This window comes from Roseburia rectibacter (assembly GCF_014287515.2).
GTDB lineage: Bacteria > Bacillota > Clostridia > Lachnospirales > Lachnospiraceae > Roseburia > Roseburia rectibacter.
In genome coordinates this window covers 1619610-1631993 of record NZ_CP092473.1, presented here as the reverse complement: position 1 = coordinate 1631993, position 12384 = coordinate 1619610, and the positions used below count along the sequence as shown (strand labels likewise).

The following is a 12384-nucleotide window of genomic DNA, read 5'->3' as shown; positions in this document are numbered from 1 at the left end:
ATCTTTCCGTTTTTTATCTACTATTTACTAAAACGCAATCAACAATCTAAATCTGCAAATCAATAGTATTTCCTTCATTATTGTTCTTTTCCTTTGATTCCTCTGCGGATATATCTGCCTTTATTTTGCTATAAGAAACATTTCCTTTCGCTTTTTCGCCATACTCTTCCTTCAAACGGGCTAACTCATCATTATAAATTGATGTAAACACTCTTGCTCTTGCAAATTCTTCATCTGTACTTATAGCTTTCCAGTTTCTTGACTCTGGATTATAAGAAAGCGTTTTATTACCTTTTGAATCCCAAAACATACATGCAGCATTCATTTTGCCACCAGTTTTTTTCATGCTTGATTCATATATAGCCTTTCTATCAGGAGATACTGTTTCTCCATGCTGCATACACAATTTTCGGTAAGCATCATCATCCCTTTTTCCAGTAACAAATTCTTTTCTTGCAAGTTCTTTTATTGCTTCGTCAAATTCTTCTTCTGACATCGCAGGTTTATCTCGTTTTGTCATGATAGTATCCCAGTTCGGTTTTGTAAAGTTAATATCCACAGGCTTAAATCTTAATGAAAAATTGCCATAATCACATTGTGCTAACGGATCATTTGAACTTGCTTTTTTCCCGAACATCTGCTGAACCATTTGAGCATATTGCGAATAATTATCTCTTGTTATCTGCATAATATTATTCCTCCATATTGGCATATATTTCATCTGTTCCAAATTCACTAAATTGAAAAATCAAACCTTCCGCCGATTTTATTCTCCTCCGGTTTAATGGAATCCCAGTCAATGTTTTTGATCTTATCCAAAAGTTCTTCTTTTGAATTTGCCTGAACTGTAGTTTTTCGTACTTCGATTTGCTTGGACTGTTCCTTTTTCTTTGCCTCTTTTTCTCCTCAGCTTTCTTTTCCTGAATCTTTTCAAGATATTCTTTCTGACTGGCTGATGATTTTTCCAATTGTGCAAAGAAGGTTGTAGTTCCGTCACTATTAAAAGAGATGCCAAATTTTGTTATTTTTGTATCAGCATCTACACCACCGTTAGTCTTACCAAATGCTCTTTCAAAGCCGAACTGGGCATTGATTTCATCTGACATACGCAAAGCTCCCTCAATGCTATGCATTTTTTCTGCATAATATTTCGGATCAGACGCCATCTTCTCCATTTCTTCCTTTGAGAAAATAACCGTATACTCCTTATCACTTTGGGCTAAAATATCTTTGGCATTATCACCATTTTCAAAATCGGCAACCATAAAATCCATGTCGTTTCTTGATCCACGCAAATTCTCCAGCATTTTTTGTGCCGCTTTACTGAGATTTTTTTCAGCGATGCTTTCAGTCGTATTTTTCTTTAATTTCGTATTTTCTGTTGTTTGTGCTGTTTCTTTTTCTTATTTGCTGTACCAGTCTTGTAGTTGTTCTGGTAACTTGCATAAGCAGCCGTGGTTGTGCTTACATTCATTGACATATCCGTTGTCCTCCTTGTACATATCACATCGTAAATCCGTTTACCTGTTCTTTTCTATATATCGGCATAATTGTTTCGATTATGAATCTTATCATAAAGTTCTGGACTTCACGTGAAAAATCAAAAGTGCCACCTGGCACTGCTCCTATGCTCATTTTTTCCTTGCGCACAATATTTATTTTATGCTCTGGCTTCAAAAGATGGTCTATCCTGATCCAAATAATCCGGCATCTCTCTCAATTCTGAACTTCCATTCTCTTTTACGAAATTATATTCGCTCCAATAAATAGAATAAAATTCATCTTTTTTTGCAAGTTCCGCTGGTGTCATCTCATAGCCCCAGCCATTTCCAAGATTAGATAATACCGTTACTCCCTGATACTGAATTTCAGCACCATAACCACCAGTAGTTAGAATTGGACAATTCAATGTTCCTCCTCCCGCCAGTGCAAACTTCTTTTCAGCAAAATTACTGCTTTTTCCTTCTGCCTTCTCCAAAAAATCCAATAATGATAATTCTCCACATCCTTTGCATTTCGAATTGCCAGTTTGTTTTTTTATAGTATTTTTAGCCTGTTCATATAATTGTTTTCTATCAGGTGCAACATCTGATAGATATTCTGCCCGTAAACCAAGAACCTGTCTGGAAATATATTCGTACTCTGTCTTATTTGCTGTCGTAGCTGCTCGTCGTGCCAGTTCTTTAATTTCACTAACAAATTCCGCATGCGTTTTTGAACTTTTCCCTTTTGTTGGAATATAAGACCAATTCGGTTCTCCGTTACTGCATGAGGAAATTAATTGCTCTTTTCCAACAGTTCCTATACCTGACAATGATATACCCATTAACTCAACTCCTTATGTGACACTTCATAATCACCAAATATGTCATTAATTCTTGTTTCATATGCATACCACCGTGTAAATACAGACATATTCCCCAGGAAATTTTTAACTTTAGAGGTATCTTCTGACTTCGGATAATAATCTTCCATCAAATCCCAGACATTACAAATTTCCCCTTCCGATCCGGTGCGTAACGTCTGAAATGGAACCTTTAAATCGTAATTATTCTCTCCGATTGTTATTTTCAGATTTCCATTAAATTTATTGTCCTCTGTAAAAGATGTTACCTGTTCCTTGAAAAACATCTTAAAATTCTCAGGCGGTATCGCTGATTCCTTTGCCAGACTGCTCCTGCCAGCCTGATTTCTAAACTCAAAATTCCATGTGCTGTTAAAATCAAAACCACCATCTAATGTAAGACTGGAATTTGCTTCGATTTTATCACAGTCAATCTCATCCAAATCCCATTTTTCGATCATTTGCTTGACAGATTCCCTCAATGCCGCATTGGTTTCATTGCATTGATAGTAATAATCTGAATTATAATAAGTCCAGTCACTGTGACTATCAGAATAGTATTTCTCATTCAATGCTTTTCCTTCCTGATAGTTTGCCTGACTTGCTGCCCTTGCATTTTCTTTTGCAAATACCTCATACATCTCACTTACGATTTGCGTATTATCTGCTTCATTGGTTCCGGATGTCTGATGCTGACTTGTCCGATAGGTACGCATGGAAGTACAACATTCCTCAAAATAGGAATTAAGTTCACCCCTGCTCACCTTTCCGGCATAAAAATTGGTCATATGACTGGATATATCTTTCTGCATATCATAGCCAAAAGAATCTCCGAAGTTACTCTTGGGCATCCCTGTCACTACATTAAATTTTTGATAACAGTCACATACATATACCAGTGGTTCTGCCATATATGGATTTATATTTTCATTTTCCTGAACCGCACATTCCGTACTAAATTGAGGGATATTATTCTGCTTACGTTTATTATCATACGGCACGCCATTCACAGAATAATTAGCATTAATCTGCATAGTGCAAGTCCTCCTTATTAATCACGTGACACTTTATAATTAACATAATCACCGTCACTTTCATAATGACTCATTAGATTTTTTGTTTCCTGAACATTGCCATACATTGCTCATTCCCATATAAGACACATTATTAAATCACACATTTTACGCTTTCATATCGAAGTTGCCTTGTGATATTATGTCTTCGTTTATACTGCCAGCCTTTTCTTCACTATTTAATGCTTTTCTCGCCTCACTAAATGCCTCATAATATGTCATTTTTAATGCTGAATGAACCTGTGACTCTGCTTTTGTTTCTTTTTTCTGCCAGCCTACTCCCCCTGTATAGGTCAAAACTTCTTCGCCATCTTCATTGTATACATGAATTGCCGAGCCTGTCCCTGTTCCCTGATATTTTGCCTCATAAGGTATTCCAAACAACATACAGAGCCATTTTTTGTCTGCTTCCTCAACTTCTTTCATTGCTGACATATTACCTGAATTCATTGATTGACTAAACTTTCCAATTAAAGCAGCTCTATTCGGGGCTACTTTGCTTACTTCCGTCTTTCTCAAATTCATAAATGCATTTCCCATATATACATTGTCCTGTGCATCTTTTTTTGCCAGATCAACAATCTTCTCTTTTAAAGAATCCGTTAATTTCCATTTGTTTTTTTCAGAAGATTTAGAAACATTTTTATTCGATGTGTTCCACACTTTTGCTGTGCTATAATTATTTGATATTTCCATTTAATTGAATCACCTCTCTGTTCTGTCATTTATGTAATCATACAATTCCTTATATGACAGATAACCTGATAAGTTGTTCGAATCATATTGTAACTGCATAAATTCTTTAATCATGCTCATATAGTCTTTCTTTTCATTTATGCTGTCAGAATCATAAGTGATGTTGCCATTCACACCACCAGCCGCATTCATGAAATCTCCAAAAGCATTTTTCGTAAAGCCTTCTACATCACTATATGTTGTATATGCAAGCATTTCCAAATAACTTGCATTTCTTGGATTAACACCATTTATCTGTACATTTGTATCTGTGTAATTTCCTTCTTTGTCCCAATATCTTACCCTGTATTCCGGGTTCGCCGAATCATATGTATCTGATTTATATACAGATGCACTACTGCCATCCGGAAATCCTATTGCTGTTAATGCATTTCCACTATCTCCCGTTCCCGACATATGTAATGTAATATTAGAAGATGTACTACTTACATTTGATAACAAACCAGAATTCATACCGTTTGCTTTCGCAGTGTTTCTTTTTGTTCCTGTATAATAATTTGAATAATTATAACCGTTAATTCCTGCTATACTCATTTTCGTTTCCTCCAATTATTTTCATTCCTCTGTCATTCGGAATCTATTCACTCTCCATAGCATAATAATCCCAAATACCATTAAGCATTTTCCGATCACCATCTGATACATTCAGATTTAGCCTTAAATCTTTCCAATCACCCGAATACTGCTGCGATAATTTCTGGTTATCCGACTGGATGGCAGATAAAAATGCCTGATATGCCGAATTTTGGATAACCCCCTTTTCTTTAGATCTTGCAGTATTCTCCTGGTTCTCACCTATGTTCTGTTCATTTGCTGTCTGTTCACTTCCTTTATGGTAAACTACCGATGGTGTAAAATCCTGTAATTCTGACCAGATTTCTGTGGAAGTTGCCATAAAATTACTGTGATTTTCATATGCCTGATTCAGCATATCCAGTTCTTTTTCTTTGGTTAATTCCTCAATTTTGCCCGATTCCGTCACATAATACTCTTGCTCATAATCTTGTGCCGCATATTTTTCTTCAATGCTGTTTTTCATTTTGTTATATGCTTTTGCCATTCTGTTTACATGATGTTCAAAAGTATCTGACTTCACCCCCTGTGTCGTATCTTCCTTTGCAAATACCTCTGTTACTTCATTTTCAAACCGATTGACATAATCCATAAAACTAACTGATGATAAATGCTTAAAGATTTCCTGCCCTGTCTTTGAAATAGAAAGTGTATCTGTGTACTGTGTCATTTTCTTTTCTAAATCTGCCGGAATATTTTGCTTTGTATTTTTTCTGCTGTTTTGTTCGATTGCAGAATATGTAATATTCATATTATTATAAATCTTCATAACTGGTCTCCCCTAAAAGCCTTACCTGTACTCATATATTCACTTGTTTTCGCATTAATCTGTGTCCCTGCATTATCAATTATTTTTTGATTTGTTTTTTGGGCTGAAGCTATATAGGATTTCAAATCAATACTTTTGTCAACATTTGTATTATGTGTTCTTCCTTTCGTATTTTTTACAAGCTTTTCCTTTCCTGATGCGCTTATCGTTAAAGTATCTCTTGTACCGCTGCAACCTGCATCTTGACTTCTTGTAGTTTTTCGTTGTTGCCCATACAGCGTATTAATGAATGACTGATTGGTATAAATTCGACTGTTAAAAAAAATATTCATAATATCACCAATATCCTTAATATAACTTATATCATGTTCCATTCTTTTATAGTTTTATCGGCACTATTCTTCTCATATTTTATACGCTCTGCACCAACTACGATTTTTTTGCACCAACTACGATTTGAGCACAAAAAAGGACGAAACCGCCCTTTTCATGAATTCAGAAACAAATCTGCTACAAATCTGTTTCCATCCTGTTTTAATTGTAAATCCCCATCATACTTATCTATGCTCTGTTTCACATTTAAGAGTCCTATCCCTCTGCCTTTTCCCTTATCTGATACCGGCATACGTTTTTTCCATTTTACCTTTCCACAACTGTTTTCTATATGAACTACCGTCATCTTATGATAGGCACTGATTTTAATAAAAATGTATTTGTCTCCGTCAGCATTTGCGGCAGCTTCAATCGCATTGTCCAGCAGATTCCCGAAAATAGTTGTTATGTCTATCGGCTCTATGTAAGATAATTCTACATTGTCTATCTTAATGTCCGAATGTATCCCTTTCTCCTGCATGACAGCATTTTTATCTGTCAGCAGAATGTTCAGTATCGGATTCTCTGTGTAAGATATAGGAATCAGTGGTGCCAGTGTACTTCTGATTGCCTCTGCATATTCGCCAGCCGTATGCTCCCTCTCTGTTCCATACAAATTCTCGATAGCCCTGATATGCTTATCCACATCATGTAATATCCGTACTGTCTGACTATATTTTTCATTCTGTGCAAGATAATACTCATACTGCATTTTTGCCTGTTGCTCCAATGCCTTTACGCGGTTTTCATAGTATCTCTTTTCGTCTGCCATTTTGACATAATACAAAAGATACAGGTCAGCCAAAACGATGCAACCCATATTTACCGCTGACAGATAGCTTTTCTGTCCATCCCTGAAATTCTGCACAATCACAAGCATATTGACCAGACTGTAAAAAAGCAGGATTCCATATATGATATATTGTTCTCTGGAACAGGCTACCTCTGTCCTTTTTATCAATCTGTTTATCAAAACATAGTATAGGAAAATCAGCACTATCTTTGAAAATGTCACTTCCAGACAATATTGCATGACCACATCAATATTTGATATTCCACAAATCTGCAAAAAACAGTGTAACAGAAGCACTCCCAGCGTTTCACATACAGACATACATAAAACCAGTACTTCACACTCAGTGATTCTACGGATTGGTCTGTCTGCATCTTCGTAATACAGAAAATATACCGTTACACCAACTCCAACAAACCATATCAGCAGATTCAATATTGCAAAGTTCAGCATATTTATGCCAAATGCAGTGATTCCCATCGCTATCTCTGCTGCTATGTACAAAGTTTTATTGCTGTAACTTTTCTTATATCTTTCATTCATAAATTGAAAAAGAATTGTACAGATAATAAAACAGGAAAGTCCATTACATATCGCAAGTAAAATCTTATCCATCTTCTATTCTCTCCTCTGGGTTTTCTGCAAAAATTTATTCATTTCTTCCCGGAAATCAGAGTTTCTTTTTTGTGCAAGGGACAGTTCTTTCCCATTGTCCAGATAAATATGAAATCCCTGTATCTTCTCAATATGTCTCAGATTTACAAGACAGCCTCTGTGATTTACCGCAAAATCATATGGTTGTAATTCTTCCACAAGGTTTTCAAATGTACATTCACATTCATATCTGCAATCTTCCAGAATAATTGCTGCTTTTCTGGATCTTTTTATGTACTCAAAATATAATATCTCGTTTAATTTCAAACGCACACAACCTGCTTTTGTTCCTGATTCATCTAGTATTTCAAATTCCTTTTCTATTTCCGGACATTTCTCCTGCCCCAGAATTTCCATAATCTGCGTTTTCATTTCTTCTTCATTGATCGGTTTACACAAAAAAGAAAACGCATGTACCTTATTAATCGCCTGTGCCATGTATTCTTCATAACTGGTAATGTATATAATTTTTATATCATGATTTTTTTCTTTCAGCTTTCTTCCGAGCGTAATTCCGCCCAGTTCTTCCATGGAAATATCCAGTATTCCGATATCAATCTTGTCATTATTGTTCAGCAGCTCATTCGCCGATAGAAATGACCGAATCTGATATTGAACCTGATATTCTGAAAGAATTTTATCCAGCATCAGCGCCGCTTTGTCAAGATCTTCCTTATCATCATCGCATATTGCTACTTCTAACAATCCATTCTCCTCCCTGTAATAACTTTTATTTTTCTATTATACCATATCGGCACTTTTTATAATTGCCGATATGGTATGGTCATCAAAATTATTTTTACCTTCCCTCTCTGCCTCGTTTCCTTGTACCCTGTCTGCCATATGCCTTCGTTCCATGGTATTTCTTTCTGGCTTCCAGTTTCTCTAAGAATTCATCATATACACTCATCTTATAACGGATACTCTTCATCTTAGCCGCACCATATCTCATCCTGTTCTTATATGCTTCAAACTCCTGTGACGTGTCCTCTGTTGGCGGCGGAAGCTGTCTGACACGCTCATGCATTGACATCTTCGTATAATCTGGTGGTATCTCCTGCTCTTCTTTATGGGAAGTCGGTTCTGTCTGTTCTTCTGATGCTATTCCCTGCCACTCCCGATTAAATTCATCAAACGCAGCACCATAGAACACTTTCTCCTCGTCATCACGAATGTTCTCTTTCTCACAGAACCGGTCAAAGCCCTCATATACACTGATATCCCCTTCTGTCTTTTCATATTCCTTTTGAACACTCCCTGCTGTATCTATACCGACACTTTCCTTAACATCAGATATATCCCATTCCGCATAATCATCATATCTTCCAGATTCCTGTTCAATATCAGCCTTTATGCGTTCATACTCCAGTCTGCTCTTTTCCTTCTTTTTCAGACATTCTATGCAATAGTTGTCTTCTGATTGGAGACTCTAGAAAAAGTGACATGATTACTGCAGAGATCGTCATGCAGGCAATCAATAATAATGAGATTTAGCAGTAAAAGCAGGGCAGCCTGCTTTTATTGTATTTTCCCTGATCTCTTAATCTGCATCATTTTTTATGTCGATCAGATAACTTGCAGATGTTGGTGCAGACAATCTGCGGATGCATAACAAATAAGATCTAAATCAGGTGCATCTAATTTGACGGACAACATTATATTCTCTGATCTTCTCTGTCATAATAAAATCCTCTCTTTCTTAAATTGCATACTTTTCTTTTACCTCTTCTGCTGTTGGGAAAATTCCGGTATCAACATATACTTTGTTTTCCCCGGCAACTACCTCTGCGATATGCGTATCATTATCTGCCATAAGCAGTTTTTCCGCTTTTGCACTCGCATTCTCCAAAGCTTCTTTTATCTCAGCCTCCTGCACCTTTGCACGGATTGCTTTTGTTTTTGGCATGAACTTTGCCCTGCGCCGCCTCTGATACATGGCATTGCGCTCACGAAGTCTTTGTTTTTCCTTTATTTCAGCCAGTTCTTCTTCCGTCAGTTCCTGTGCCGGAAGTTCCACTTTACCGATGAAGTTAAGGTAAATCTCTATCTCCATCACACGCTCGCCATCAATCTTTTCCGCTTTGTGGACAAGTATCTTATCCACAAATTCATTGATGATGACAGGTGTTAATTCCGTGATATCCGTGTATTTATGGACTAATGCCAGAAATTCCTCCGTCCGGTCTGTATCCTCGTCATACTGCGTAAGCTGCTCCCTGCATGCCTTAATGGACTGTTCCAGTTCTGCCTGTTCTTTTTCATACCCTGCCGATAGCATTTCATATCTTTTGTCAGGCAGTCTGCCAAGGGCATTGTCCTCATACACTTTTTTAAGAAGGATATCAAGCTCTGCATACCGCTTCTCCTGATGCTTTAACGCAGCCTTCAGCTTCTTCGCCTCACTCTGTTCCCGGATTTCTAATGCACTGCGGATGCTTTCGACAAATGCTCTCTCATCCATCCTTACACTTTTACACGCATACTGAATGGTTTCAAGCACAAACTGGTCAATCACCTTTGCCTGTATATTGTGCGAACAGCAGACCTTTCCTGACTGGTCATGGCTGTTATTATAATTGCCGCAGTTATAACAGGCTGGAGTTGTTCTGACACTGCCATCCGGCAGTCCTCTCCATTTTCTTCCGGCACGCTTTCCCTCATTACGATAATGCATCTTTCCACCGCAGTCCGCACAGAAAATCTTACCCACAAACGGATTTGACTCGCCCTCTGTGTTTATCCTGCGTTTGGTCTTTCTAAGCTCCTGCACCATATACCATGTTTTTCTGTCAATGATCGCCTCATGGGTATCCGTAAAGACCACTATCTCGTCACTATCATTTTTTACAGCAGTCTTATCCTTATAGGAAAGCTTCTTTGTACGGAAATTCACTGTATCTCCCATATATTCCGGTTTTTCAAGCATTCTTACGACACTTACTCCTGCCCATTCATATGGCTTTGACATATCACACCGGTTCTTATCTTCCGGATCTTTGATATATCCGTATGGCGGATTGTTGGTAATTGGTTTCCCGTCCCTGCCCTTTGCCTGCAATACCGCCTTTATCTTGCGGCTGCAGTCACGCAGATACCATTCATTCATGATATTTAAAAAAGGGGCGAATTCGCTGCTGGTGTTAATATCACTGTCAACACCATTAGAGATAGCAACGAAATGGACACCTTTTTCCCGAAAGAATACCTCCGTGTAAAATCCTACCTGTAGGTAATCCCTCCCGACTCGGCTCATATCCTTTACAATGACTGTGCCAATGCTTCCGTCTTCAATCTGTCGGAGCATTTCCTTCCATCCCAGTCTGTCAAAATTTCCACCGGAATATCCGTCATCTGTAAAATGCACCAAATCGGTATATCCATTACTCTTTGCATAGTCCTCCAGCATTTTCTTCTGGTTCACTATACTGTTGCTGTCTCCCGCAAGCTCATCGTCCCTTGAGAGTCGCTCATAAAGAGCAGTTATTCTGTTTTTCGATTTGTCAGTTGTCTGTCTGGTTCTGTTCATGCCGAACTCCCTTCCGGCAACTGACTTATTTGTGGTAGCTCTATCTTATCATAATCCGCTTTCTCTGTCAGCACCTCTCTTGAAATAATGTGGGAAATCTTGCCCGAAAAGGTATCTGTACTGTTTTTACTCGTTAATACCCTGATTTTGTAAACTGTCCCACCAATCCTGCGATAAAAAAATCCAGCTTCACATGAGCCGGACTTTCTATCGCCATTATTTAGTTTTTCTGCCTCCATAATCAATCCTTGCCTTTCTCTCTGATAAAAATTATAATTGTTTCATGCTTCCGCTTCGTGTAACCGAAGCTTTTGTTTATCCATACTTCATATCCTTTTTGCTCCTTTCTGTAATTGCTTTAGTGATAAAAAGAATTACTCTCTTCACTAATAGGAGAAATACGGCTACAAAATCGGAAGTGTTTTGAAATTATTTTTGAAAAAATTTTTAAGGACTGATTAAATTGCCAAAATATGAGGAACTAAAAGCTTTCCGCAAACAAAACTTAATACCGGAATACAACGATTCTTCCAGTGAGAAAACTATGCTGCACAGGGAAGCCCGTGCATTGGCAATCAGCCGTCTTGAAGAAACTGCACGAACCGAGGAAGAATTTGCAAATGTTATATCGTGGTGGGATAAACTTGATGACAACAGGGAACGCAGAGAGCGCTACCATGAAATCGGACGCTCTGAAGTACCGCTTGAATGGCACGCCTCTGATTATATCCTGCCCGGTAATGCCAACTATGATATGGTGCTGTGGCAACAGATACTTGCCGGCGATTTTATTGATTATATCTTTGATGAGCCGGATTACATCCATGAGCTTGTACGCAGTCAGGATTTATGCCTGATATTAAAGAATATGAAGGAACACCAGAAACAGCTTTTGTACTATGTGATTGTCCGGTCATACTCCACTCTCCAATACGCTGAGCTGAATGGAAAGACTGACCGCAATGTGCATGGTGTAAGGGAAACTGCCATAAAGCAGATAATAAAGAAATATAAGACTGCTATTGAAACAAGGCTGCTTCATCTGCCTTGGACACTTACATTGGACGAAAAATATTTTCTTGAAAATGGGGCAAGAACTAAAGACGAAAAGAATTCTGAAAAACAGTGACTATGCTGCCTGAAATATATAACAGGGTAATATGATACTTTTAATGTTTTGTCAAAAAAAAATTGCGTTGAAATTTCAGAATGATAACCCTTGACCTATAATGTGTAATCGAATAGAATTGTTAATAGATTACAGTTTCTTTATATAGAAGTTATACGAATTGAATTTCAGACGATTGCTCTGATTCCAGTTAAATCAGATTGGAGTCTTTTCATGAAAAATCTATTTGAACATACCAGTTCCCCATGGATACGGTACAGTAGTTATGAATACAGCACTGCCGAAGATGGAACATTGTATATTGTAGTATCTGCGGATGCCAAACCAGAAATGTATAATCCTATGAAAGATGCAGAATCACTTGTACTGGATGCTGTCAACATCGGTTTGTAGGT

The 12384-nt window shown here is 37.6% G+C and carries 16 protein-coding genes; 2 read left to right on the top strand and 14 right to left on the bottom strand.

The window, feature by feature from the left end:
- Positions 1–46 precede the first annotated feature (46 nt).
- The 14 genes from H8S51_RS07695 to H8S51_RS07635 form a co-directional block, all read right to left on the bottom strand.
- Entirely contained in the window at positions 47–688 is a 642-nt protein-coding gene (locus H8S51_RS07695) for a hypothetical protein (RefSeq protein WP_241070957.1), read from the bottom strand.
- Between the two features lie 4 nt (positions 689–692).
- A complete protein-coding gene (locus H8S51_RS18265; protein WP_442969706.1) occupies positions 693–1307 on the bottom strand; it encodes a DUF6033 family protein in 615 nt (204 codons plus the stop codon).
- Positions 1308–1660: 353 nt separating this feature from the next.
- Positions 1661–2326: a hypothetical protein gene (locus tag H8S51_RS07685; protein WP_117918507.1), complete on the bottom strand. Its 666-nt coding sequence runs from the start codon at positions 2324–2326 to the stop codon at positions 1661–1663.
- On the bottom strand, positions 2326–3378 hold the full coding sequence (locus tag H8S51_RS07680) for a hypothetical protein (RefSeq protein WP_117918509.1): 1053 nt from the start codon (positions 3376–3378) through the stop codon (positions 2326–2328). Before H8S51_RS07680 ends, H8S51_RS07685 begins: the two co-directional genes overlap by 1 nt.
- 17 nt (positions 3379–3395) lie before the next feature.
- Entirely contained in the window at positions 3396–3485 is a 90-nt protein-coding gene (locus tag H8S51_RS18505) for a DUF3879 family protein (protein ID WP_408639572.1), read from the bottom strand.
- 40 nt (positions 3486–3525) lie between these two features.
- Entirely contained in the window at positions 3526–4113 is a 588-nt protein-coding gene (locus tag H8S51_RS07675; RefSeq protein ID WP_117918510.1) for a hypothetical protein, read from the bottom strand.
- Between the two features lie 9 nt (positions 4114–4122).
- Positions 4123–4707: a hypothetical protein gene (locus H8S51_RS07670; protein WP_117918512.1), complete on the bottom strand. Its 585-nt coding sequence runs from the start codon at positions 4705–4707 to the stop codon at positions 4123–4125.
- Positions 4708–4750: 43 nt separating this feature from the next.
- Positions 4751–5515, bottom strand: a complete 765-nt coding sequence (locus H8S51_RS07665; RefSeq protein ID WP_117918520.1) for a hypothetical protein — start codon at positions 5513–5515, stop codon at positions 4751–4753.
- Positions 5512–5847, bottom strand: a complete 336-nt coding sequence (locus H8S51_RS07660; RefSeq protein WP_241070956.1) for a hypothetical protein — start codon at positions 5845–5847, stop codon at positions 5512–5514. Before H8S51_RS07660 ends, H8S51_RS07665 begins: the two co-directional genes overlap by 4 nt.
- Positions 5848–6002: 155 nt before the next feature.
- On the bottom strand, positions 6003–7295 hold the full coding sequence (locus tag H8S51_RS07655; RefSeq protein WP_117918541.1) for a sensor histidine kinase: 1293 nt from the start codon (positions 7293–7295) through the stop codon (positions 6003–6005).
- Between the two features lie 3 nt (positions 7296–7298).
- On the bottom strand, positions 7299–8039 hold the full coding sequence (locus H8S51_RS07650; protein WP_117918543.1) for a LytR/AlgR family response regulator transcription factor: 741 nt from the start codon (positions 8037–8039) through the stop codon (positions 7299–7301).
- Positions 8040–8133: 94 nt separating this feature from the next.
- A complete protein-coding gene (locus H8S51_RS07645; protein WP_117918545.1) occupies positions 8134–8487 on the bottom strand; it encodes a hypothetical protein in 354 nt (117 codons plus the stop codon).
- A gap of 546 nt (positions 8488–9033) precedes the next feature.
- Complete coding sequence (locus H8S51_RS07640) at positions 9034–10860, bottom strand: DUF4368 domain-containing protein (protein WP_241070955.1); 1827 nt, start codon at positions 10858–10860, stop codon at positions 9034–9036.
- Positions 10857–11099, bottom strand: a complete 243-nt coding sequence (locus tag H8S51_RS07635) for a transposon-encoded TnpW family protein (protein ID WP_117918546.1) — start codon at positions 11097–11099, stop codon at positions 10857–10859. Before H8S51_RS07635 ends, H8S51_RS07640 begins: the two co-directional genes overlap by 4 nt.
- Before the next feature lie 224 nt (positions 11100–11323).
- Here H8S51_RS07635 and H8S51_RS07630 point away from each other — a divergent pair, with 224 nt between their 5' ends.
- Both H8S51_RS07630 and H8S51_RS18560 read left to right on the top strand, forming a co-directional pair.
- On the top strand, positions 11324–11989 hold the full coding sequence (locus H8S51_RS07630) for a sigma-70 family RNA polymerase sigma factor (RefSeq protein ID WP_117918548.1): 666 nt from the start codon (positions 11324–11326) through the stop codon (positions 11987–11989).
- A gap of 213 nt (positions 11990–12202) precedes the next feature.
- Complete coding sequence (locus tag H8S51_RS18560) at positions 12203–12382, top strand: hypothetical protein (RefSeq protein WP_330414579.1); 180 nt, start codon at positions 12203–12205, stop codon at positions 12380–12382.
- Positions 12383–12384 lie beyond the last annotated feature (2 nt).

Coding starts and splice junctions, on each gene's coding strand:
- H8S51_RS07675 (WP_117918510.1), bottom strand. CDS start 4,113: ATGGAAATATCAAATAATTATAGCACAGCAAAAGTGTGGAACACATCG.
- H8S51_RS18560 (WP_330414579.1), top strand. CDS start 12,203: ATGAAAAATCTATTTGAACATACCAGTTCCCCATGGATACGGTACAGT.
- H8S51_RS07635 (WP_117918546.1), bottom strand. CDS start 11,099: ATGGAGGCAGAAAAACTAAATAATGGCGATAGAAAGTCCGGCTCATGT.
- H8S51_RS07640 (WP_241070955.1), bottom strand. CDS start 10,860: ATGAACAGAACCAGACAGACAACTGACAAATCGAAAAACAGAATAACT.
- H8S51_RS18265 (WP_442969706.1), bottom strand. CDS start 1,307: ATGCTGGAGAATTTGCGTGGATCAAGAAACGACATGGATTTTATGGTT.
- H8S51_RS07685 (WP_117918507.1), bottom strand. CDS start 2,326: ATGGGTATATCATTGTCAGGTATAGGAACTGTTGGAAAAGAGCAATTA.
- H8S51_RS18505 (WP_408639572.1), bottom strand. CDS start 3,485: ATGTATGGCAATGTTCAGGAAACAAAAAATCTAATGAGTCATTATGAA.
- H8S51_RS07655 (WP_117918541.1), bottom strand. CDS start 7,295: ATGGATAAGATTTTACTTGCGATATGTAATGGACTTTCCTGTTTTATT.
- H8S51_RS07665 (WP_117918520.1), bottom strand. CDS start 5,515: ATGAAGATTTATAATAATATGAATATTACATATTCTGCAATCGAACAA.
- H8S51_RS07660 (WP_241070956.1), bottom strand. CDS start 5,847: ATGAATATTTTTTTTAACAGTCGAATTTATACCAATCAGTCATTCATT.
- H8S51_RS07670 (WP_117918512.1), bottom strand. CDS start 4,707: ATGAGTATAGCAGGAATTAACGGTTATAATTATTCAAATTATTATACA.
- H8S51_RS07680 (WP_117918509.1), bottom strand. CDS start 3,378: ATGCAGATTAATGCTAATTATTCTGTGAATGGCGTGCCGTATGATAAT.
- H8S51_RS07695 (WP_241070957.1), bottom strand. CDS start 688: ATGCAGATAACAAGAGATAATTATTCGCAATATGCTCAAATGGTTCAG.